The following is a 22,529-nucleotide window of genomic DNA, read 5'->3' as shown; positions in this document are numbered from 1 at the left end:
CGTTTTTATTGCGACTCCTTTTGGGAGTTAGCTTTTTGGAAGCGTATAGGCGATGACATAATCGCCCGGCTTGGTGCCGATAGAACCGTGCCCACCGGCAACCATCAGCACGAATTGCTGATCGCCAACCGTATAGGACATCGGCGTCGCCTGTCCGCCTGCGGGCAGACGCGCTTCCCAGAGCACCTTGCCGCTGGTCAGGTCATAGGCGCGCAGATAATCGTCGACAGCCGCGCCAAGGAAGGCAACGCCGCCCGCCGTGATCATCGGACCACCGATGCCCGGCACGCCAACTTTCAGCGGTAGCGGAACCGGCGCCATATCGCGAATGGTGCCATTGCGATGCTTGTAGACGGTCTTGCCGGTTCGCAGATCGACGCCCGCAACATAGCCCCATGGCGGGGTCTGGCACGGAATGCCGAGCGGGCCGAGGAACGGTCCCATGAAGACGCCATAAGGCGCACCATCATTGCGGTTCAGGCCCTGTTCGCTGCCCTTCTCATCCTGTCCCTTCGGCGGAATTTCCGAACGCGGAACAAGGCGTGACATGAAGGCCAGATAGGTCGGCATGCCGAACATCACCTGACGCACCGGATCGACGGCCACGCTGCCCCAGTTGAAGACGCCGAAATTGCCCGGATAGACAATGGTGCCCTTCAGCGACGGCGGCGTGTAACGGCCTTCATAGGCCAGTTGGTGGAACTTGATGCGGCAGGCGAGCTGATCGAACATCGTCACGCCCCACATATCGCTTTCGCGCAGTGCGGGCGGGCTGAAGGTCAGGTCGGAGATCGGCTGCGTTGGCGACGAATGATCTTCCGGGATGGTGCCGGTCGGGGCCGGGATTTCCTTGATCGGAATGATCGGCTCACCGGTGCGACGGTCGAGCACATAAAGGTCGCCCTGCTTGGTCGGACCGACCAGCGCTGGCGTGCCGTTGATATCAAGCAGAACCGGCTGCGCCGGAACGTCCATATCCCACAGATCGTGGTGGACCGTCTGGCGTACCCACTTCACCTGACCGGTATTCACATCGAGCGCGACGATGGAGGAGGAATATTTCTCCACATTTTCGCTGCGTCCCATGCCGAGCTGGTCAGGCACCTGATTGCCAAGCGGCACGAAGATCAGGCCGAGCTTTTCGTCCACGCTGGAGACCGACCAGCTATTAGGCGAATTCGTCGTGTAGAACTGGCCTTCCGGCAGCGGCGTCGTGACATCCGGATTACCCGAATCCCAGTTCCAGATAAGCTGGCCGGTACGGATGTCAAAAGCGCGGATGACGCCCGACTGTTCTTCCGTCGAGTAGTTATCGTTGACGGCACCGCCGACAATGATCTTGTCGCCGACCACAGCCGGAGGCGAGGTCGAGTAATAATAACCGGCCGGATTAAACTTCATGCCATGGCTGAGATCGAGCGTGCCGCCATTGGCAAAATCGGTGCAGATTTCACCGGTCGCCGTATCAAGCGCGATCAGGCGCGCATCCGAGGTCGGCAGATAGACTCGCTCGGCGCATTTCGCGCCTGCCGTTGCATTGGCGTCCTTCCAGTAGCTCACGCCACGGCAGGTCTGGTGCTGGCGGTCGGTGTTGAAGCCGACTTTGGGATCGAACTTCCACTTTTCCTTGCCGGTCGCGGCGTCGAGCGCAATCGCCCAATTATGCGGCGTGCAGAGATAGAGCGAGTCGCCGATCTTGAGCGGCGTCACCTGATAGGTGGTCTCACCGACATCCTGCGGCTGCTTCACGTCACCGGTCTGATACTGCCAGGCAACCTGCAATTTGGAGACATTGTCCGGCGTGATCTGTGACAGCGGCGAATAACGCTGGCCATAGGGCGTGCGGCCATATTGATGCCATTCACCGTCCGGCACATTGCCGCCCAGATCGGGTGTCGCCGCAACCTTGTCTGTCGGGAGACTGCCCGCAATATTGTAGGGGTCCTGCGTCATGGAATAGCCGGCGATTGCAAGCGCAACCACGCTCGCGACCGTCAGCGGCAGGCCACCGCCGCCCTGCCCGCCATTCAGCGGCTTGCGGATCCACGGGGTCAGAAGCCAGAGGCCGAGCAGCACGATAATGCCGCCGCGCGCGCCAAGCTGCCACCAATCGAAACCGACTTCATAAACGGCCCAGCCCAGCGAGCCGAGCACGATCAGCGCATAGAGCCACAGGGCCGCAGCGCTTCTTTTCAAGAGGAGAGCCGCTGTCAGCAAAAAGCCGACAGCCGCAATGATATAGTACCAGCTGCCCCCCAGGGTAACGAGCTGGAAACCGCCCCAGCCGAGCGCCAGCCCGACCAGCACAAGGACGATAGAGGTCAAGGAAATAAGCAAAATATTACCCCTTCAAGTGTGACTGCAGACCGCCGTGCCTGAACCCGAATGCACGGAAAACATCGAATGCGAGAAGTCCTGATGGGTGGGAGTGCCGTTGCATTTCAAACGCAGCAACACTCTCTGCCTTCAAATAAAACTAGGCAGAAATCTAAAAAGACCAGAGGAAACAAAAACGGCGGCCCAAGAGAGCCGCCGTTTTCGATTTTTCTAATTGAGCGTTACCGCACTCATCAACCAAGAGGGCTTTTGAACCGGCGCAACCTCAACGCATTGCTGAGCACGAAGATGCTCGACAGCGCCATCGCGCCCGCCGCCAGAACCGGCGACAGCAAAGTGCCGGTGAAGGGGTAGAGAATACCGGCAGCGACCGGAATGAGCGCCACATTATAAGCGAAGGCCCAGAAGAGGTTTTCGCTGATATTGCGGATTGTCGCTTTCGATATCGCGATGGCGTTTGCAACACCGCGCAGGTCGCCCGACATCAGCACCACATCCGCGCTTTCAATCGCAATATCCGTTCCGGTGCCAATGGCAATGCCAACATCTGCCGCCGCAAGCGCCGGAGCGTCGTTGATGCCATCACCGACGAAAGCGATACGCTTGCCGCCAGCCGAAAGCCGCTTCAGCGCTTCAACCTTGCCGTCCGGCAGCACTTCCGCCACCACTTCATCAATGCCGAGCCGCTTGGCGATGGCCTGCGCGGTGCGGCGATTGTCGCCGGTGATCATCGCCACGGTAAGCCCCTGCTCGTGCAGGGCAGCAATGGCCGCAGGCGTGGTTTCCTTCATCGGGTCGGCGACGGTCACAATGGCCGCAAGCTTGCCGTCAACGGCGGCATAAAGCGGCGACTGGCCTTCATCACCCAGACGCTTCGCATCCTCGGCAAATGCCGCCACATCATGGCCAAGCGTCGCCATATAGCGGTCGGCGCCGATGGCGACTTCATGCCCTGATACCGTCGCCTTCAGACCGAAACCCGGCACTGCTTCGAAAGCCGAGACGTCAGCGAGCTTCAGGCCCTCTTCCTTTGCAGCCGTCACGATGGCGTCGGCAATCGGATGTTCAGAACGGGCTTCAACAGCTGCCACCAGCGCCAGAAGTTCTTGCCTGTCGAAACCGTCGACCGTTGCAAAATGCGCCAGAGCAGGCTTGCCCTGGGTCAGCGTGCCGGTCTTGTCGACAGCGATGATCGTTGCATCACGCAAGGTTTGCAGCGCATCACCACGGCGAAACAGAACACCGAACTCTGCCGCACGACCAGTGCCGACCATGATCGACGTCGGGGTTGCCAGCCCCATTGCGCATGGGCAGGCAATGATGAGAACGGCAATCGCATTGACCAGCGCATAGCCGAGCATTGCCGTGCCGCCAATGGCAAGCCAGAGCACGAAGGTCAGCGCGGCGGCAGCCATGACGGCGGGCACGAACCAGCCTGTCACCTTGTCAACCTTGGCCTGAATGGGCAGCTTGTCGGCCTGTGCATCCTCCACCATGCGGATGATCTGCGAGATCACCATGTCGCGGCCAACCTTGGTGGCGTGGAAAGTGAAAGCGCCCGTCTTGTTGATGGTGCCGCCAACCACTTCCGCACCCTTGTCTTTGGCGACCGGCACCGGCTCGCCGGTGATCATCGATTCATCGACATAGGACGAACCTTCGATCACTTCGCCATCGACCGGCACTTTCTCGCCGGGGCGCACCTGCACGATATCGCCTGCGCGCACGTCCTCGAGCGGCACATCGACCGGCTCGCCATCGCGCACCACGCGGGCCGACTTGGCCTGCAAGCCTACCAGACGGCTGATGGCCGCACTGGTGCGCCCCTTGGCGCGCGCTTCAAGATAGCGCCCGATCAGGATCAGCGTGACGATAACCGCCGCCGCCTCGAAATAAACGTTGACCGTGCCCGCAGGCAAAACGCCCGGCAGAAAGGTTGCGACAAGCGAGAAGCCCCATGCTGCAAGCGTGCCGACGACGACCAGCGAATTCATATCCGGTGTTGCGCGCAGCAGAGCCGGGATGCCCTTCTTGAAGAAGCGCAGCCCCGGCCCGAACAGGACAAGCGTGGTCAGTACAAATTGCAGATACCAGCTGTTCTGCATGCCGACCCGGTCCATCACGAACATATGGACGGCAGGAATAAGATGCGATCCCATTTCCAGCACGAAGACCGGAAGGGTCAAAACTGCAGCCAGCAGAACACTCTTTTTTAGCTCCGCAGCTTCAGCATCGCGCTTTTCGCTTTGGGTCTTTTGCCCGGTTTCGGCTTGAGCCTCTTCGCTACGATCATTCAGCGACCGCGCCTCGTAACCGGCTTTCCCGACGGCCTTGACGAGTTCGGCGGTCTCGACCTGTCCGGCCAGTTCCACATGCGCACGCTCGGTCGCCAGATTGACGCTGGCGCGCGTCACGCCCGGCACTGCGTTCAGCGCCTTCTCGACCTTGCTGACGCAGGAGGCGCAGCTCATGCCTTCAATGGCGAGATCAACGCTGCCTGATGGAACATCGTAGCCTGCCTTGCGAATAGCATCGATGACGGCAGGCAGATCCGGCGCGCCCTTGAAGGTAACATCGGCGCGTTCGGTGGCGAGATTAACGGAAACCTTGTCGACGCCTGCAACCTTCGACACAGCCTTTTCGACCGAGGAAACACAGGATGCGCAGCTCATGCCTTCCACGGGAACGGGAAAGCTGATGGATTCGTGATCGACGGGCTTGTTCATGGCAATCCTCTTCGAGACCTTTAGCAGTCCCTTTTCACGCCTCCGGAGAGGCTAGATTTCTGAATTGCCATATAAGTAGTCCTTCCCACCGTTGGAAGGTCAAGCGCTTTTTTGAAAGCAGAAATGCGGAATTGTTTTTCCGGATTTTCCGATCAGACCGGCAGCCGGTTATGCGCCGGGGGCATGGCGAGGCCGGTACCGTTATTGCTCTGGATAAAGGCCTGCACATCGCTGGCCGGCATCGGGCGTCCGGTCAGATAGCCTTGCACCTCGCCGAAACGTTCGGTTCTCAGACGTTCAAGCTGCTGCGCCGTTTCCACGCCTTCGGCGGTGGTGACAATGTTGAAGCCAGCGCCCAGCGTTGCCACCGCCTGGATGATGGCGAGATCGCGCGTATCCGCTTCGATACCGGAGACGAAGCTGCGGTCGATCTTGATCTTGTCGAACGGAAAGGAGCGCAGATAGCTGAGCGAGGAATAGCCCGTACCAAAATCGTCCATGGCAATGCGAGCGCCAAGACGGCGCAGCTCGAACAGCAATTCGATATTGTGTTTGCTGTTGGACAGAAACACCGATTCAGTGATTTCCAGTTCCAGCCGGTTCGGGGACAGGCGGGCCGCATCCAGCGCATCAGTGACAGAGCGCAAAAGCGAGCTTTGGCTGAACTGCACCGGCGACAGATTGACCGAAACCTTGATATCCTCTGGCCAGGAAACCGCTTCGCGGCAGGCCGCCAGCAGCACCCAGTCACCGATAGGGCCGATCAATCCGGTCTCTTCCGCGAGCGGAATGAACTCCGCCGGTGAAATCATGCCGCGCTCGGGATGACGCCAGCGGATCAGCGCTTCAAAGCCGGAAATCCGCCCGCTCTCCAGATTGAAGATCGGCTGGTAATGCAGTTCGAACTGTTGGGACAGCAGGGCCTGACGCAGCTCGCTCGTCATGATGTGGCGCTTTTCAGCAGCCAGGCGCAACGCGTGCTGGTAGAAATGGAAGGTGCGCCTGCCGCTCGATTTCGACGCGTGGAGCGCCAGATCGGCATTGCGCATCAGCACGTCAGAATTGTCGCCATGCAGCGGCGCCTGCGCGATGCCCATGCTGCATGTGACGAATTCGGAATTGTCGCCGAGCTTGAACGGTTCCTGAAATGCCGAAAGCACCCGATCCGCAAACATGGCGATCTGGCCAACGGTCCCGCTGCGATAGATGACGGCGAACTCATCGCCCCCGAGCCGCGCGATGAACTGGTCGCTCGTGGTGATCTGGCGCAACCGCTCGGCCACCTGCTGCAAGAGCTGGTCGCCTGCCTGATGGCCGATATTGTCGTTGATGCTCTTGAAGTGATCGATGTCGATATAGAAAAGCGCAAACGGCTCCGCATCGCCGCCCTTTTTCAGCAAGTCCTCGACATGATGGGAGAAATAGGCGCGGTTGGGCAGCCGCGTGAGGCTGTCATGCATGGCGATATGGGCCATGCGCTCCTCGATTTCGCGCCGTTCGGTAATGTCTTCGATCAAGCCGATCAGATAGCGCGGCGTGCCGTCGTTGACCGGCGGTATGGAACTCTTGATGACACGCAGAATGCGCTGCGTTCCGTCGTCGTGATGGGTTTTATATTCGACGCTCAGCGCTTCGCCTTTGCTCATCACCTGACGATCCTGCTGCGCATATTGGCGGCGCTCCAGATCCGTCATCAGCTGCGCATCGGTGAAGCCGACCACTGCCTCGACCGCCTTGCCGCTCGCCTGCGATGCCGCCTGATTGTAGAGTACGTAACGCCCCTCGTCCTGCATGTCCTTGATGAACACGCCGAGCGGCAGATTGCTCACAAGGCTATCGAGCAGTGACTGCGCATGGATCGCCTGCCGGTTGGCTTCGGCAATTTCGGTCCGATCCTGCACGATGGCGAGGATGGCGTCCTTACCGTCGAACTGCACTTCCCGTCCGTAGGTCAGAACTTCGATGATTTCGCCGGTGGCGCGCCGATGCTGCCAGCGTTCGGGGCGCTCCAGATCGCTGCGATCACGGACAGCGCTCAGCATGCGCTCGCGCTCGGCCTGCGGACGAATATCGAGAACAGTCATGCCCGGCAGCTCATCAGGCGTATAGCCGTAAAGCGCATAGGCCGCGTCATTCATGATGATGAAGCCGAGGGTCTGCGGGTCATAGACCCACATTGGCGTCGGATGGGTGGTGAAAAGGATACGGAAATCCTGCTGGGACGTGCTCGCCATGGAGCCTCCCGCCTCTGTCGGACCGGCTTTCCGCTTCGCCATCATATACCCCTTGCCCCAAGCCGACACATGTCGTCAGTCTAAATTAGCCAACAAAACCTCTCACTGGAACATCATATTCCGCATGAGTTCATGACCAGACAAGCTCACGAACCAACAGGCGAGGACCGTCACCAGGACGCACTTCCCCGCTGGGAGAATACGACCAATGGTTTTAACAAACCATATATGAAGGAGGTACTCATTTAGTTTTTTCTGATGATCTTGTTTTTTATAGCGTCAGACCTCGCTTGAGATCGCTTGACCGCTCAAAACTTCCGGCCTATGCCTATGGATGCAAAATTCGTTGGGGTGCCTTGCAAGAGGCTGAGAGGCGCGTTCACGCGTTAACCCATTGAACCTGATCCGGGTAATACCTGCGTAGGGAACGGAGTTTGACGCGTCGCGGACAGGGTTCATCCCACTCGGAGCTTATGCTCCCTACAGGTTCAAGACGTCTCATCTTTCCGTTCGGAATGAGAGACGACACGATGAACCAGAAACATAGTTTCTCCCGAACCAAATCCAACAATGGCCAGACACGGTCTGTGCCCATCTGTGTGACAATTGCCGGTTCCGACAGCGGCGGCGGCGCTGGCATTCAGGCCGACCTCAAGACATTTTCGGCGCTCGGCGTTTATGGCGCGAGCGTCATTGCGGCCGTGACCGTGCAAAACACCTGCACGGTGAGCGCAGTGCACGATATCCCGCCCGCCATTGTCGCAGGGCAGATCGACGCCGTTTTCAGCGATCTCGACGTTGCTGCGGTGAAGATCGGCATGGTGTCCGTGCCCGAAACCATCGAGGCCATTGCGCGGGGGCTCGCGCATTTTTCCGGCCCTATCGTGCTCGATCCGGTGATGGTGGCCAAGTCCGGCGACCGGCTTTTGAGCGAAAGCGCCATTGCGCTTTTGCGCCAGAAACTGGTTCCGCTCGCAACGCTTTTGACCCCAAACCGGCCAGAAGCGGCCTGCCTGCTCGGCTGTGGTCTGGCGCTTGATGATGAAGACGCCGAACAACAAGGCCGCGCATTGCTCGAACTCGGCGCGAAAACCGTTCTGATGAAAGGCGGCCATGCGGAAGGCGAAATCTGCGTCGACCTGCTCGTTCGCCGCGATCAACCGACGCTGCGTGTCGAGGCGCCGCGCATCTTGACCGGCAACACCCATGGCACAGGTTGTACGCTCTCCTCGGCCATTGCGGCAGAGCTTGCCAAGAGCCTGCCGCTCGAAAAGGCCATGCTTGCAGCCCACACCTATCTGCAGGGGGCAATCCGCGCTGCCGACACATTGAAGATCGGACACGGCCACGGGCCGGTGCACCATTTCCATGACCTCTGGAAAACCCGAGTGGAGGAGATTGCTTGATGCGCGTCACCATCGTCGGAGCGGGTGTCGCCGGTCTAGCCACCGCCGCCGAGTTCACCGATCAGGGCCATGCCGTCACGGTGATTGCCCGCAGCCCGCAGATCGGTTCCGACTGCTGCTCCTGGCTTGCGGGCGGCATGCTGGCGCCATGGTGCGAGGGCGAAAGCGCCGAAGAACCTGTGGTGCGGCTCGGTCAGGAAGCGATTGGCTGGTGGGAAAAGCACGTCTCCGGCGTCAAGCGCGAAGGCACGCTGGTTCTGTCGCACAACCGCGACGCCAGCGAGTTGCGCCGTTTCGCCCGCCGGACGGAAGCCTTCGACACAATCGACCATGACCGCATCGATGCACTGGAACCCGATCTGGCCGGGCGTTTCCGGCAGGGCCTGTTCTTCGCACGTGAAGGCCATCTCGATCCGCGCAAGACATTGGTTGAGCTGGCCGAAAACCTGCAAAGAAAAGGCGTCGTCTTTCACCTCAATACGGAAGCGCATGAAGCGAAGATTGACGCGGATATCACTGTCGATGCCCGCGGTCTTAGCGCCCGCGATGCGCTGCCCGATCTGCGCGGTGTCAAGGGTGAGATGCTGGTTGTCCGCTCGCGCGACATCAACCTTTCGCGGCCTGTGCGCCTCCTGCATCCGCGCATTCCGCTCTACATCGTGCCGCGCGGCGACGGCGTGCACATGATCGGCGCGACGATGATCGAAAGCGATCAGCGCAGTGGCATCAGCGTGCGCTCGACATTGGAGCTTTTGAGCGCGGCTTACGCCCTGCATCCGGCCTTCGGCGAGGCTGAAATTCTCGAAACCGGCGTCGATGCGCGCCCCGCCTTTCCAGACAACCTTCCCCACGTGAGACGGCGTGGCAAAACCATCTATGTCAACGGGCTTTACCGTCACGGCTTCCTGCTTTCGCCAGCCGTGGCACGCATGGCCGTTGCGGCCGCGACCACGCCCGAAACTATGCCCGAATTTGTGGAGGACTATGCATGACGATCGTGCTCAACGGTGAAGTCATCACCACGGCAGCTGCCAATCTGGCGGCGCTGCTGACCGAGATCGAACTGGACGAAGCGGTTGTTGCAACCGCGCTGAACGGTGAATTCGTGGCCAGCGACGAGCGCGCAGCCGCGACCTTGTCGGCTGGTGACCGCATCGAAGTTCTGGCCCCGATGCAGGGAGGCTGAGATGCTGGAATTCTACGGCCAACAATTTGAAAGCCGCCTGCTGCTCGGCACGGCGCAATATCCATCGCCCGCCATCCTGGCCGATGCGGTGCGTGCTTCGCAAAGCGATATCGTCACCGTGTCGCTGCGCCGCGAAAGCGGCGATGCGCGCGCCGGACAGGACTTCTGGGCGCTGATCCGCGAGCTGGGCGTCGCCGTTCTGCCCAATACGGCAGGCTGCCACACGCCGCGTGAAGCGGTAACCACCGCCAAAATGGCGCGTGAAATCTTCGGCACCAACTGGATCAAGCTGGAAGTGATCGGCGACCACGACACGTTGCAGCCCGACCCGTTCGGTCTGGTCGAAGCAGCGCGCATACTCTGCGACGATAGTTTCGAGGTCTTTCCCTATATGAATGACGATCTGGTCGTCGCGGAAAAGCTCATCGAAGCCGGTTGCAAGGTGCTGATGCCCTGGGGGGCGCCCATCGGCTCAGGCCGTGGCCTCAACAATCCTTATGCGCTGAAGACCATGCGGGCGCATTTCCCCGATATTCCGCTTGTTGTCGATGCCGGCATCGGCGTGCCGTCCCATGCGGCTGCTGCGATGGAACTGGGCTATGACGCCGTGCTCATCAACACCGCTGTCGCCAAGGCTGGCGATCCCGTCGCCATGGCGCGCGGCTTCGCACTGGCGGTTGAAGCCGGACGGCTCGCTTTCGAAGCGGACGCCATTGAAGCGCGCGACATGGCCGCGCCATCCACCCCTCTTCTCGGAAAGGCGTTTTTGTAATGGCCCTCGATCCGTTCTACCCGATCTTCGACAGCGCAAAATGGCTGGAGCGCATGGTGCCGCTCGGCGTCAGGCTGGTGCAGTTGCGCGCAAAGGACAAGACCGAGCCGGAGCTGCGCAGCGAAATCCGCGCCGCACGCGAAATTTGCCTTGCCCATGACTGCCAGCTGATCGTCAACGACTATTGGAAGCTCGCGCTGGAGGAAGGTTGCGACTTCATCCATCTCGGACAAGAAGACCTCGACGATGCCGATCTGGATGCCATTCGCGCCGGTGGTTTGAAACTGGGTGTTTCGAGCCATGACGAGGCGGAACTGGACCGCGCGCTGTCGGTAAAGCCAGACTATATCGCGCTCGGCCCCATCTACCCGACCATTTTGAAAAAGATGAAATGGCACGAACAGGGCCTGCCCCGCCTTGGCCAATGGAAGGCGCGGATTGGCGACATTCCGCTGGTCGGGATCGGCGGTATGAGCGTCGAACGCGCACCGGGCGTTTTCGAAGCAGGCGCCGATATCGTTTCCGTCGTCACCGACATTACCCTCAATGCCGCCCCCGAAAGCCGCCTGCGCCAATGGATCGAGACCACCCGCGCTTATGCAGGCCACACTCTGGAGCAGACCCCCATGGAAAGGCAACGCAAATGAAAAAGACCGTCTTCGCCGCCCTGTTCGGCCTCGCTTTCACGGTTGCCACTTCGGCTCACGCTGACGACAAGCTGAAGCTCATCCTCGACTGGTATGTGAACCCGGATCACGGCCCCATCATCGTTGCCGACAAGCTCGGCTACTTCAAGGATGCCGGGCTGGACGTGGATATCGTCGCGCCTGCCGATGCCTCGACGCCCACCAAGATGGTGGCGGCGGGACAGGCCGACCTCGCCATTTCCTATCAGCAGCAGGTGCATCTTCAGGTGCATGAAGGTCTGCCGCTGATCCGCGTCGGCACGCTGATCGACTCACCGCTCAACTGCCTGATGACCCGCGACGACGGATCGGTGAATTCCATCGCCGATCTCAAGGGCAAAAAGATCGGCTATTCGGTCGCCGGAACCGAGGAAACTTTGCTCGGCACCATCCTCGGTCAGCACGGTGTCAAACTCTCGGATGTCGAACTGATCAATGTGAATTTCTCGCTGGCGCCATCGCTGATGTCGAAGCAGGTCGACGCCGTGATGGGCGCTTACCGCAATGTCGAACTGAACCAGATGGCCGTCGAAGGCGTGCCCGGCAAATGCTTCTTCGTCGAGGAAGAAGGCGTGCCGGTTTATGACGAGCTGGTCTATGTCGCCGCTTCCGACAAACTGGACGCGGCGGAAAAGAACAAGATTTCGCGCTTCCTCTCGGCCACGGAGAAGGCCGCGCAATATATCGTCAATCACCCGGACAAGGGTTACGAGCTGTTTTCATCCTACAGCACCGAGCTCAAGGACGAGTTGAACCAGCGCGCCTGGAAAGACACCGTCGCGCGCTTCTCACGCGCACCCGCAAGCCTCGATTATGGTCGCTGGCAGCGTTATGAGGCCTATCTCAAAGAGCACAATCTGGTGCCCTCCATCCTGCCGGTCGAAAAATTCGCCATCGACGTCAACGCGGAAGGGAGCAAGTCATGAGCCAGCCGCAGCCGCATTATTCATCCGAACTGTTCACGCGCCTTCGCGCCGCGACGCCTGGCGACTGGAAGCCCTATATCGAGCATGAATTCGTGCGCGGATTGGGCGATGGCACCCTGCCGAAAGCTGCCTTCCTGCATTATCTCCGTCAGGATTATGTCTATCTGCACCACTATGCGCGCGCCTTTGCGCTGGGTGTCGTCAAGGCCAATACGCTGCAGGAAACCCGGCTCTGCGCCGATATCATGCACGGTCTTGCCCATATGGAACTGCCGCTGCATGTCAGCATCTGCGCCCGCGAGGGGATCAGCGAAGACGAGCTTTACGCGACGAAGGAAGAGCCGGAAAATCTAGCCTATACGCGCTATGTGCTCGATTGCGGACAGGCGGGCGATTTCCTCGACCTGCTGACCGCGCTTGTGCCCTGCGCGCATGGCTATGGCGAGATCGGCCTCAATCTCGCCGTGACCGCCCTGCCCGGCACGCCCTATCAGGAGTGGATCGATACCTATGCGGGGGCCGAATATCAGGACATGTGCCACACGGTCGGCAAGCTGTTTGATCAGGCTGCCAAAGACCGCATCGGCGACGACTTCGAGAAAAGCCCGCGCTGGCCAAGGCTCTGCCAGATTTTCGCCACCGCAAGCAGACTCGAGGCCGAGTTCTGGTCGATGGGGTTGAAAGCAGTTTCAGGAAAAGTGGCTTAGTTGGACGCTACGATTTCAAATCGTTCCCGCACAAGGCGCATCGCCGACGGCTTGCTGTCGGCGGCGGTGGCGCTGGCCATCTGGCAGGCGGTGGTGAGCATCGGCCAGATGCCGCGCTTCATTCTGCCCGGCCCGCTGGATGTGGTGCAGGCACTGATCGCCAATGCCGGGCTGATTGCAGAAAACGCCGCCGCCACCATCGGCGAAGTTCTGGGCGGTCTCGTCCTTGGCAGTGCGGTCGGCATCGCGACCGCCATCTGCCTGATGATGTCGCCGCTGGCGCAGCGGCTTGTCATGCCTGCCATGGTGTTCAGTCAGGCGATCCCGATCTTTGCGCTCGCCCCGATTTTAACCTTGTGGCTCGGCTACGGTCCTGCATCGAAGATCGCGGTTACGGTGCTGATGATCTTCTTCCCCATCGTTTCCACCTTCTTCGACGGCATGCGACGCACCGATAGCAGCCTGATCGACGCAGCGGAAATTCTGGGCGCGGGACGCATGGCGATCCTGTTTCGTATCCGCATTCCGTCTGCCTTTCCCTCACTGGCATCGGGCCTGAGCCTTGCCGCCGTCTATGCGCCCATCGGCGCAGTGGTGGGCGAATGGGTCGGCGCATCGAAGGGCCTCGGCTATCTGATGCTGCTCGCCAATGGACGCGCCAAGGTTGATCTGATGTTCGCCTGCCTGTTCGTGCTGGCGGCCTTCACCATGCTGCTGCACGGCACGGTGTCGCATTTCGCCCGCAAGCTTGCTGCCTGGCCGAAAAAAGCCGCATAAAAAAACCGGCGGGTAAACCGCCGGTTTTCACATTCCTTCAGACTGCTATCAGGCCAGCGTATAGGCCGTCTTGACCGTCGTGTAGAACTCGGCGGCGTAGCGTCCCTGCTCGCGCGGTCCGTAGCTCGAACCCTTGCGCCCGCCGAACGGCACGTGGAAATCGACACCGGCGGTCGGCAGATTGACCATCACCATGCCCGCTTCCGAATTGCGCTTGAAATGCGTGGCGTATTTCAGGCTCGTCGTGCAGATGCCCGACGACAGGCCGAAGTTCGTATCGTTGGCAGTGGCGAGCGCTTCTTCGTAATCCTTGACGCGGATGACCGAAGCGACCGGGCCGAAGATTTCCTCACGGCTGATGCGCATCTGGTTGGTGGCTTCAGTGAAGAGTGCTGGCTGGAGATAGAAGCCCGGCGTTTCGCGGTTCAGGCGCTCGCCGCCAAAGGCAAGCTTCGCGCCTTCCTTGCGGCCAAGCTCGATATAATCCATGTCCTGCTGAAGTTGGCTTTCGTCAACGACCGGACCGATATGCGTGCCCTGCTTCAACGCATTGTCGACCACGACGCCCTTCAGCCTTTCGATGGCAGCGGCAACGAACTTGTCGTGGATGCCTTCCGTCACGATGATACGCGAGGACGCGGTGCAGCGCTGACCGGTCGAGAAGAAGGCCGAATTGACCACGGATTCGACCGCAACATTGAGATCGGCATCATCCAGAACGACGACCGGGTTCTTGCCGCCCATTTCAAGCTGGAAGCGACGATTGTGCTCGATGGAGGCAGCGGCAACGCGCTTGCCCGTACCGGTCGAGCCGGTGAAGGTCACAGCCTGAACATCGGCGCTGTCCAGAATGGTCTGGCCGACGACCGAACCTCTGCCCATGACGAGGTTGAGAACGCCCTTCGGCAGTCCAGCGCGGTGCAGGATATCGACAATAGCCCAGGAGCAGCCCGGCACGAGGTCGGCTGGCTTGAAGACGATGGTGTTGCCGTAGCAGAGCGCGGGCGCAATCTTCCAGGTCGGGATGGCGATCGGGAAATTCCACGGCGTGATAATACCGACGACACCAACAGCTTCACGGGTGACCTCGACACCGATGCCCGGACGCGCCGAAGGCAGCGTTTCACCGGCAAGGCGCAGGCACTCGCCTGCGAAGAAATCGAAAATCTGGCTGGCGCGGATGGTTTCGCCGATGCCTTCGGCAAGCGTCTTGCCTTCTTCGCGCGACAGGAGACGCCCAAGCTCGTCCTTGCGCGCCAGAATCTCGTCGGCTGCCTTACGCAGGATCGCATGGCGCTCCAGAATGCCGGAACGTGACCAGGCTGGGAAAGCGGCCTTGGCAGCTGCAATCGCCGCTTTCGTGTCTTCAGCCGTCGCGCGGGCATAGGTGCCCACCACATCATTGGTGTCGGACGGATTGATGTTGGCAGTGCCGTCACCGCCAACCCACTCGCCAGCGATCAGATTCTGATGAATTGTCATATGAACTCTCTCTCCCGATATCAGCCGTGCGGCCCTGATATATCTCACTTTCATTCGCGCATCGAACCAGCGAATGCAAGGTTGCAACGGGCTTTTAGCAGAAAATGTGAAAAGTATTACTTTTAAAATCCCAAAATCGACGTTCTTGCAAAATTGCCACACCCGACACCTTGCGAACCAGAAATTGCATTTAGGGCCTTGGCAAACAATCTTGCTCATTTATTGTGCACGCATCTGAAACACTGGCAGGAGGTATGAGATGCGCGTCGATTATCCATTCCCAATGGTGCCCTGTGTTTCTGCGGGCGCCTCTAATCGCTAGGTCCGCGGCCCGCCTCGCGGGCTAAGTATCGCTCCTTCGGAGCACCTTTCCAAAACCACCGCTTTTCGCGGCTCCTCCCGGAGCCGATCGTTTTGTTTTCTCAATCAAGGGCCAGTTCTGCGCGCGAGCACAGGCTGGTAATATGGATATGACTCGGTTTCGTTTAGATTTCCGGGGACCTGCGTTCCGCAATGTCCTCGGCTACACTTTCAGCCATTGGCGAAGTCAGCCCTTGCGGCTGGCGCTGATGATAATCGGCATGCTGCTTGCAACAGCCGCAGATGTTTTGACCCCGCTCTATTCAGGGCGGCTGGTCGATGCGCTTTCGCTTGGCAATAATGGTGCATGGGATGCCGCCATTCAGGCGCTTGTCGTGCTGCTGGCACTGGGCGCGCTGGCACTAATCGCCCGTCAGCTGACCTTCTATGTCCTCACAGACTTCACACTGAAGATCATGAGCGACATGGCGGCCAGCGCCTTCCGCAAGCTGCAACGCTTCTCGACCGACTGGCACGCCAATGCCTTTGCGGGATCGACTGTGCGCAAGGTCACGCGCGGCATGTGGGCGCTCGATCTGTTGAACGATACGCTCATCATCGCGCTATTGCCTTCGCTTCTGATGCTCGTCGGTTCAGTCTTGCTGCTGGCGTGGTACTGGCCTTTGCTCGGCCTGCTGGTCGCCATCGGCTCTGTGCTCTACATCGTCTGCACGATTGTGATTTCGCTTGGCTTTGTTGCGCCTGCTGCAACATTGGCCAATAGCTGGGACACGCGCATGGGCGGCTCGCTGGCCGACGCCATGTCGTGCAACGCTGTCGTGAAGGCATTCGGTGCCGAAGCGCGCGAGGATGCGCGGCTCGCCAAGGTGGTGGCCAAGTGGCAGAACCGCACCCGGCGTACATGGCTGATCGGCACGCTGAACGGCTTCATTCAGGGCGCAAACCTTTTGGTCATGCGCGGCGTTATTATTGCCTTTGCGCTCTATCTCTGGAGCCAGGGGCAAGCAACTGCCGGTGACATCACCTTCGTTCTGACGGCCTTCTTCATGCTGCAGGGCTATCTGCGCGATGTCGGCATGCATATCCGCAACCTGCAACGGTCGGTCAACGACATGGAAGAACTGGTCGATATCGAGGCACAGCCCTACGGCATTGCCGACAGGTCTGGCGCTACCGCGATCAAGATCGGTGCGGGCGAGATCACCTTCGATCACGTCACGTTCCATTATGGCAACCATGAAGACCCGCTTTACCGCGACTTCTCGGTTAAGATCGATGCGGGCGAGCGGGTTGGCCTTGTCGGCCATTCCGGCTCTGGCAAGACCACCTTCGTGAAGCTGATCCAGCGGCTTTACGACGTCACGGACGGCGCCATCCGCATTGACGGCCAGAACATTGCTGAGGTCACCCAGGCGTCGCTGCGGTCGCAGATTGCCATCGTGCAGCAGGAGCCTATCCTGTTTCACCGCACACTGGCCGAGAACATCGCCTATGCCCGCCCCGGCGCGACACAGGCCGAGATTGAGGAAGCGGCACGCCTTGCCAGCGCGCATGACTTCATCACCCGGCTGCCGAAGGGCTATGCGACACTGGTGGGTGAACGCGGCGTGAAGCTGTCGGGTGGTGAGCGCCAGCGCGTGGCCATTGCCCGGGCGTTTCTGGCCAATGCGCCGGTTCTGATCCTCGACGAGGCGACGTCCAGCCTCGACTCGGAATCGGAAGTGCTGATCCAGCAGGCGATGGAACGCCTGATGGTCGGGCGCACCACGCTCGTCATCGCTCACCGGCTTTCGACGGTGCGCGCACTCGACCGGCTGCTTGTCTTCGACAAGGGTCAGATCATCGAGGAAGGCGACCATGACGCGCTGATCCGCAAGCCGGGCGGCATCTACCGCCGTCTGTTCGAACGGCAGGCGCTGGAGCTGACCAAGGGTCTCGAAGACGTCATTTAACCGACGAATATCGTCAGCACTTAAAGAATAGGGCCGGAATCACTTCCGGCCCTATTTTTATTGGGCTTTTTCTATTCATTGTGCGTTCAGATCACGTCCGGTATCACCCGCCGCTCAACCGTGGCTTGACATTTCCATGACAGAAATGTGACACGAAATTTCTCATATTTAGAAATGGTAGCGGGTAAGACATGTCTGGAGTAGTGGAAAACGCGGGCGAACGTCGCTGGAGCGATGCGGCCATTTTCGGCGCTTCGCATGTCTCGTGGCCAGTGCGCTTCGTCTGGGTTGCGCTTGCTTCCATCGTCCTGTCCGTTCTGCTCGTCTTCTCCGTCGAGTGGATTTTCCGCGGTTCTTTTGCCGAAGCCATCGAGTTTTTCCGCACCCCGCACAAGCCGGCATGGACAACGGTTGCCTTCTTCGTCGTGGTGCTGACCGCCAGCGACGCGCTTTTCGGGCGCATCCATTACGGGCTTTTCGTGGTTGGGCCGCTGGCGCTGATCGCCGCCACGACGGCGCGTGAAAAAAGCCTCTATCTCGGCGATCCGCTCTATCCGAGCGATTTTCTCTATGCGCGCCAGATCGTCGATTTACTGCCGCTTCTGGTGCGTGAGCGCCCGTGGAGCGCTGTCGGCATCGCCCTTCTCCTGATTGCCAGCGCTGCGCTGCTGATTGCCGCAAGCCTTTTCTGGTGGCGTCGTTTCGACCGCATTCCCTGGAAAGGTCGCGCGCTTCGTCTGGCCTTCGCGCTGCCGCTGCTCGCCTGGTTCGCCTTCATTTCCGACTATTCCAGTTTTTCACTGGCGCGCGACCGCCTGCGCGTTCTGCCCATCATGTGGGACCAGAAGGAAAATTACGCGCATAACGGTTTCACCATGGCCTTCATTTTGAACGTGCCAATGGCAACCGTCTTCGCGCCGGAAGGTTATTCACCGGAAACCATCGCGTCGATTGAACCGCCAGCGCAGCTCATTCCGGCAGCACTTGATACCGGCAAGCCCGACGTCATCATGATCATGAGCGAGTCTTTCTGGGATCCGACCCGCCTGCCGGGCGTCGCCTTCAGCGCCGATCCGATCCCGACTGTGCGCGCTGAACAATCCGGCTATGTGTTCTCGCCGGAATTCGGCGGCATGACCGCCAATGTCGAGTTTGAAGCGCTGACAGGCTTTTCCAAAGCATTCCTGCCTTCGGGCAGCATTCCTTATCAGCAATATATTCGCCGTCCGCTGCCTTCGCTCGCAAGCTTCTTCAAGGAACAGGGCTATGCAACGCGGGCGATCCATCCCTATCGCCAGTGGTTCTGGAACCGCGGTCCTGTCTATGAAAACATGGGCTTCGACAAGTTCATGTCGGAAGAAAGCATGCCGCCGCTCGAAAAGCGCGGCACGCTTGCCTCGGACGATGCGCTGACCACCGAGATCATTCGCGAGGCGGACGAGCAGCAAGATCCGTTTTTCTTCTTTGCTGTTTCGCTGCAAGGCCATGGCCCCTATGAGGCCAACCGCTATCCGGATTCCAAGCTCGATGTGCAGACCGACGCCAGCGAAGCTGTGCGCCAGTCGATCCGCACCTATTCGCAAGGCGCAATGGATGCCGATGCAAGCCTCGCCCGTCTGATGGAATGGGCGTCGAAGCGCGAACGCGAGACCATTCTGGTGTTCTTCGGCGATCATCTGCCACCGCTCGGCCCGGTCTATACCGAAACCGGTTTCATGCAGGATCGGGTCGCAAGCCGCATCGCGCCTGCCGCCGACATGCTTCTCCAGCATGAAACACCGCTGGTGCTATGGTCGAACAAGCGCGGCGCGGAACGCGGCACCGGCACGATCAGCCCGGCTTTCCTGCCGATGCAGATACTCGAAATGGCCGGGATGCAGCATCCCTATTACACCGGCTTCCTGCGTCAGTTGCACGACCAGTATCGCGTTGTTGATGCGCATGCCGTGTTCGATGGCGACGAAAACGCCGATGAAGGCTGGCAGCAGCGCCCGCCTTTTGCGCCGCTCCTGCGCGACTATCAGATGCTGCAATATGACATGATCTTCGGCAGCAGCTATTCGCGAGACCGGTTCTTCCCGGCCCCGTCACAAAGCTGATCGCGGTGTTTATGCCGGCGCTTTGCCGGCAGACTGGCGAATAATCAGCTTGTAGTCGATCTTTCGGGCCGGTGAGGTCTGGCCATTCTCGATATGGTTCAACAGCATATCGGCTGCACCACGCGTCATTTCGAAGATCGGCTGGCGCACGGTGGTGATCTGCGGTGACACCATGCTGGCAATCGAGCTGTCATCGAAACCGACCACGGTGAGATCGCCCGGAACCGACAGTTTGTGGTCATGCGCCATTTGCACCACTGCCGCCGCCATATCGTCATTGGAGGCGAAGATCGCCGTCGGACGATTTTCGAGTGACAGAAGTTTCTTTCCCGCCACAAGACCGCTGGCAAAGCTGAAGCCGCCTTGCGCTTCGTAATCGGGATTGCGCTCGATCCCAGCCGCTTCCAGCGCCCGGCGATAACCGGCCAGTCGCAATTCAGCAGAGCGGTGGGTCGGGTCGCCAATGATGATGGCAATCTTCCTGTGGCCGAGCTTCAGAAGATACTCCATCAGGTCGACGGTTGCTGCTTCGTCGTCGATGGAAACACTATCGGTCGGATGCACATTGACGTCGCCCGCCACGCGCGCAAACGGCATGGCCGAGGCTGAAAGCTCCTGCAAAATTTCCGGATCGTCCGACATGGGCGGCGTCACGATGATGCCGTCGAGGCCTGACGCATGGGCGGTTTCGATCAGCGCCCCACGAATATCGGCGCGGTTCTCGACCGGAAAGATCAGCAGGCGATAGCGCGTGCCGCGCAGGCGCTCCAGCGCGCCCATCTGCAATTCCGTCACATAGCTGGAACTGGGGTTTTCGAAGAAAAGACCGATCAGATGCGAACGTCGTTCCACCAGATTGCGCGCCGCCGCATTGGGCCGATAGCGCAGCTCCTGCCCCACTTCGCGCACCTTTTCGCGGATTGCCTCGCGCACATTCGGTTCGTCGTTATAAACACGCGAAACGGTCTTGATCGACACGCCTGCCAGACGCGCCACATCGTGTATCGTCGCTCTTTTGCCTGTTGCAGCCATATGGGATCGTCTTCCTCCTCGAAGCGTTCGCTATTCTTGCGCAGTCCCAAACACAAAACCGCTACACGCTTTTGTTGGAAATGCTCTAACCTGTTCGTCGGATAACGAAAAGGCCAAACGCTTCAGGGAATGGAACATATGCGGGATCGCGTCAAAAAACGCACTTCGCGCCCGTTATCGAGCGAAAACATGCCCCCGCGCCCCGGAACGACATCGATGATGAGTTCAGTGTGCTTCCAGACTTCATATTGCGGGCCGCTGATATAGACCGGCGCGCCGCCAATTTCGCCCAGTTTGACATCATTGTCTCCGACGACAAACTCGCCCTGCGGATAGCACATCGGTGAAGAACCGTCGCAACAGCCGCCCGACTGATGGAACATGATCGGCCCATATTCCGCCTGCAATTCGGCAATGAGATCAAGCGCGGCAGGCGTGGCGCTGACCTGGCCCTTGCCGTCGTCGCCAGCGTTCGTTTCAGGATTCCTCGCAGAACCCTTTTGCGGGTTTTCTTGCAACATTCTCTCCTCCCTCGCATGAGAACGGGCGAAACAGGTCCGCCCGTTCAGAACATGTAACGTCTATCCTGCACGCTTTACTGCGTCAGATCCATCACGACGCGGCCTTCGATGTTGCCCTTGCGCATATCATCGAAGATGGAATTAACATTTTCCAGTTTCTCGGTGCGGATGGTCGCCTTGACCTTGCCGTCGGCAGCAAAATCGAGCGATTCCTGCAAATCAAGCCGGGTGCCGACGATGGAACCGCGCACGGTGACGCCGTTCAGCACCATGTTGAAGATTGACAGCGGGAAATCGCCCGGCGGCAAGCCGTTCAGCGCCACCGTGCCGCCGCGCGCCACCATGCCAAGCGCCTGTTCGAATGCGATAGGCGAAACCGCTGTCACCAGCACGCCTTGCGCGCCGCCATCGGTTTCCTTCTTGATATAGGCTGCCGGATCCTTGTTGGTCTTGGCATTGACCGTCACCGTCGCGCCAAGCTTGCGAGCCAGTTCGAGTTTCTTGTCGTCGATATCGACGGCGGCAACGTTCATTCCCATGGCCTTGGCATATTGCACCGCCATATGGCCGAGACCGCCAACGCCGGAGATCACCACCCAATCGCCCGGTTTGGTGTCTGTCACCTTGAGGCCCTTATAGACCGTAACACCGGCACAGAGCACCGGCGCGATTTCGTTGAAATCGGCATTCTTCGGCAAATGGCCGACGAAATTCGGATCAGCAACCACATATTGCCCGAAGCCGCCATTGACCGAATAGCCGGTATTGAGCTGTTCCTCGCAGAGCGTCTCCCAGCCACCGAGGCAGTGGCGGCAATGACCGCAGGCCGTATAAAGCCATGGAACGCCAACGCGATCGCCTTCCTTCACATGCTTGACGCCAGCACCCACGCCCGACACGAAACCCACGCCCTCATGTCCGGGGATAAATGGCGGATTGGGCTTCACCGGCCAGTCGCCTTCGGCGGCATGAAGATCGGTGTGGCAGACGCCGGACGCCTGAATGGCAACCTGTATCTGTCCCGGTCCCGGTTCGGGTATCGGCACCTCGTCGATTGTCAACGGCTTGCCAAATGCTCGTACCACTGCTGCTTTCATTGTCTTGGCCATGAAGTCTCTCCTTCGTTATCGAATTGAGTTTCTTTCAAGCTGTTTCCCGATACGGGTCGGAAGAAATGAGTAACAGGAATATGGCGCACCCGGGTGCCGCGTCCAGCTTGCCGCGCAATGCAGCTTTCAGGACCATTCAAGGGTTGCCCGGGCATTTTCGCCCAGGCCCCTTCGCAGTCCCCTGGGAGGGTGAACCGATGCCGTTCTTCCAACGCAATACTGACCTGGAAGACGTAAGTACGCTTTGATTAGACGC

General features: G+C 59.6%; 17 protein-coding genes and 1 riboswitch. Of the genes, 10 read left to right on the top strand and 7 right to left on the bottom strand.

What is annotated here, in order from left to right; genetic code table 11:
- Positions 1-27: 27 nt before the first annotated feature.
- From ACTJKP_RS02470 to ACTJKP_RS02460, 3 genes are all read right to left on the bottom strand, one after another.
- The gene (locus ACTJKP_RS02470) at positions 28-2,337 is read right to left on the bottom strand and encodes a glucose/quinate/shikimate family membrane-bound PQQ-dependent dehydrogenase (RefSeq protein WP_440629562.1); all 2,310 of its coding nucleotides are present in this window, start codon (positions 2,335-2,337) and stop codon (positions 28-30) included.
- A 233-nt stretch (positions 2,338-2,570) separates the two neighbouring features.
- Complete coding sequence (locus tag ACTJKP_RS02465) at positions 2,571-5,063, bottom strand: heavy metal translocating P-type ATPase (RefSeq protein ID WP_440629561.1); 2,493 nt, start codon at positions 5,061-5,063, stop codon at positions 2,571-2,573.
- A gap of 152 nt (positions 5,064-5,215) precedes the next feature.
- Positions 5,216-7,339, bottom strand: coding sequence for a putative bifunctional diguanylate cyclase/phosphodiesterase (locus ACTJKP_RS02460; protein WP_440629560.1), 2,124 nt, complete (start codon positions 7,337-7,339; stop codon positions 5,216-5,218).
- Positions 7,340-7,634: 295 nt separating this feature from the next.
- Positions 7,635-7,741: riboswitch (TPP riboswitch) on the top strand.
- A gap of 86 nt (positions 7,742-7,827) precedes the next feature.
- Between ACTJKP_RS02460 and thiD the strand changes: the two genes are divergently transcribed.
- From thiD to ACTJKP_RS02420, 8 genes are read left to right on the top strand one after another with little or no spacing between them, the layout of a single operon-like run.
- The gene (thiD, locus tag ACTJKP_RS02455; protein WP_440629559.1) at positions 7,828-8,703 is read left to right on the top strand and encodes a bifunctional hydroxymethylpyrimidine kinase/phosphomethylpyrimidine kinase; all 876 of its coding nucleotides are present in this window, start codon (positions 7,828-7,830) and stop codon (positions 8,701-8,703) included.
- Positions 8,703-9,695, top strand: a complete 993-nt coding sequence (gene thiO, locus ACTJKP_RS02450; RefSeq protein WP_440629558.1) for a glycine oxidase ThiO — start codon at positions 8,703-8,705, stop codon at positions 9,693-9,695. Before thiD ends, thiO begins: the two co-directional genes overlap by 1 nt.
- Positions 9,692-9,889, top strand: coding sequence for a sulfur carrier protein ThiS (gene thiS, locus ACTJKP_RS02445; RefSeq protein ID WP_061344887.1), 198 nt, complete (start codon positions 9,692-9,694; stop codon positions 9,887-9,889). Before thiO ends, thiS begins: the two co-directional genes overlap by 4 nt.
- A 1-nt stretch (position 9,890) precedes the next feature.
- On the top strand, positions 9,891-10,661 hold the full coding sequence (locus ACTJKP_RS02440) for a thiazole synthase (RefSeq protein WP_440629557.1): 771 nt from the start codon (positions 9,891-9,893) through the stop codon (positions 10,659-10,661).
- Positions 10,661-11,308: a thiamine phosphate synthase gene (locus tag ACTJKP_RS02435; protein WP_440629556.1), complete on the top strand. Its 648-nt coding sequence runs from the start codon at positions 10,661-10,663 to the stop codon at positions 11,306-11,308. Before ACTJKP_RS02440 ends, ACTJKP_RS02435 begins: the two co-directional genes overlap by 1 nt.
- Positions 11,305-12,273: an ABC transporter substrate-binding protein gene (locus ACTJKP_RS02430; RefSeq protein ID WP_440629555.1), complete on the top strand. Its 969-nt coding sequence runs from the start codon at positions 11,305-11,307 to the stop codon at positions 12,271-12,273. Before ACTJKP_RS02435 ends, ACTJKP_RS02430 begins: the two co-directional genes overlap by 4 nt.
- Positions 12,270-12,980: a thiaminase II gene (gene tenA / locus ACTJKP_RS02425; RefSeq protein WP_078337831.1), complete on the top strand. Its 711-nt coding sequence runs from the start codon at positions 12,270-12,272 to the stop codon at positions 12,978-12,980. Before ACTJKP_RS02430 ends, tenA begins: the two co-directional genes overlap by 4 nt.
- Positions 12,981-13,757: an ABC transporter permease gene (locus ACTJKP_RS02420; RefSeq protein ID WP_440629554.1), complete on the top strand. Its 777-nt coding sequence runs from the start codon at positions 12,981-12,983 to the stop codon at positions 13,755-13,757.
- Between the two features lie 48 nt (positions 13,758-13,805).
- Here ACTJKP_RS02420 and ACTJKP_RS02415 read toward each other — a convergent pair whose 3' ends face one another.
- Positions 13,806-15,239 (bottom strand): aldehyde dehydrogenase family protein, encoded by a 1,434-nt coding sequence (locus ACTJKP_RS02415; protein ID WP_138785937.1) that lies wholly within the window; start codon positions 15,237-15,239, stop codon positions 13,806-13,808.
- A 470-nt stretch (positions 15,240-15,709) separates the two neighbouring features.
- Here ACTJKP_RS02415 and ACTJKP_RS02410 point away from each other — a divergent pair, with 470 nt between their 5' ends.
- Positions 15,710-17,512 (top strand): ABC transporter ATP-binding protein, encoded by a 1,803-nt coding sequence (locus ACTJKP_RS02410; RefSeq protein WP_440629553.1) that lies wholly within the window; start codon positions 15,710-15,712, stop codon positions 17,510-17,512.
- Between the two features lie 191 nt (positions 17,513-17,703).
- The gene (locus ACTJKP_RS02405; protein WP_440629552.1) at positions 17,704-19,611 is read left to right on the top strand and encodes an LTA synthase family protein; all 1,908 of its coding nucleotides are present in this window, start codon (positions 17,704-17,706) and stop codon (positions 19,609-19,611) included.
- A gap of 9 nt (positions 19,612-19,620) precedes the next feature.
- Here the strand turns inward: ACTJKP_RS02405 and ACTJKP_RS02400 are convergent, their stop codons facing one another.
- The 3 genes from ACTJKP_RS02400 to adhP form a co-directional block, all read right to left on the bottom strand.
- Positions 19,621-20,643: a LacI family DNA-binding transcriptional regulator gene (locus ACTJKP_RS02400; protein WP_151588673.1), complete on the bottom strand. Its 1,023-nt coding sequence runs from the start codon at positions 20,641-20,643 to the stop codon at positions 19,621-19,623.
- A gap of 122 nt (positions 20,644-20,765) precedes the next feature.
- Positions 20,766-21,164 (bottom strand): DUF779 domain-containing protein, encoded by a 399-nt coding sequence (locus tag ACTJKP_RS02395; RefSeq protein ID WP_078339601.1) that lies wholly within the window; start codon positions 21,162-21,164, stop codon positions 20,766-20,768.
- Positions 21,165-21,238: 74 nt separating this feature from the next.
- Positions 21,239-22,273, bottom strand: coding sequence for an alcohol dehydrogenase AdhP (adhP, locus tag ACTJKP_RS02390; RefSeq protein ID WP_078339602.1), 1,035 nt, complete (start codon positions 22,271-22,273; stop codon positions 21,239-21,241).
- Positions 22,274-22,529: the final 256 nt, after the last annotated feature.

Source organism: Brucella sp. 22210, from assembly GCF_052045675.1.
GTDB lineage: Bacteria > Pseudomonadota > Alphaproteobacteria > Rhizobiales > Rhizobiaceae > Brucella.
Note: the sequence above shows the minus strand (reverse complement) of the source record. Positions and strands in the feature narration are given on the sequence as shown.

Bases quoted from the DNA above. Each gene is read 5' to 3' on its own strand.
- ACTJKP_RS02465 (WP_440629561.1), bottom strand. From the start codon at position 5,063: ATGAACAAGCCCGTCGATCACGAATCCATCAGCTTTCCCGTTCCCGTG.
- ACTJKP_RS02460 (WP_440629560.1), bottom strand. From the start codon at position 7,339: ATGGCGAAGCGGAAAGCCGGTCCGACAGAGGCGGGAGGCTCCATGGCG.
- thiD (WP_440629559.1), top strand. From the start codon at position 7,828: ATGAACCAGAAACATAGTTTCTCCCGAACCAAATCCAACAATGGCCAG.
- thiO (WP_440629558.1), top strand. From the start codon at position 8,703: ATGCGCGTCACCATCGTCGGAGCGGGTGTCGCCGGTCTAGCCACCGCC.
- thiS (WP_061344887.1), top strand. From the start codon at position 9,692: ATGACGATCGTGCTCAACGGTGAAGTCATCACCACGGCAGCTGCCAAT.
- ACTJKP_RS02440 (WP_440629557.1), top strand. From the start codon at position 9,891: ATGCTGGAATTCTACGGCCAACAATTTGAAAGCCGCCTGCTGCTCGGC.
- ACTJKP_RS02435 (WP_440629556.1), top strand. From the start codon at position 10,661: ATGGCCCTCGATCCGTTCTACCCGATCTTCGACAGCGCAAAATGGCTG.
- ACTJKP_RS02430 (WP_440629555.1), top strand. From the start codon at position 11,305: ATGAAAAAGACCGTCTTCGCCGCCCTGTTCGGCCTCGCTTTCACGGTT.
- tenA (WP_078337831.1), top strand. From the start codon at position 12,270: ATGAGCCAGCCGCAGCCGCATTATTCATCCGAACTGTTCACGCGCCTT.
- ACTJKP_RS02415 (WP_138785937.1), bottom strand. From the start codon at position 15,239: ATGACAATTCATCAGAATCTGATCGCTGGCGAGTGGGTTGGCGGTGAC.
- ACTJKP_RS02410 (WP_440629553.1), top strand. From the start codon at position 15,710: ATGACTCGGTTTCGTTTAGATTTCCGGGGACCTGCGTTCCGCAATGTC.
- ACTJKP_RS02405 (WP_440629552.1), top strand. From the start codon at position 17,704: ATGTCTGGAGTAGTGGAAAACGCGGGCGAACGTCGCTGGAGCGATGCG.
- ACTJKP_RS02400 (WP_151588673.1), bottom strand. From the start codon at position 20,643: ATGGCTGCAACAGGCAAAAGAGCGACGATACACGATGTGGCGCGTCTG.
- ACTJKP_RS02395 (WP_078339601.1), bottom strand. From the start codon at position 21,164: ATGTTGCAAGAAAACCCGCAAAAGGGTTCTGCGAGGAATCCTGAAACG.
- adhP (WP_078339602.1), bottom strand. From the start codon at position 22,273: ATGGCCAAGACAATGAAAGCAGCAGTGGTACGAGCATTTGGCAAGCCG.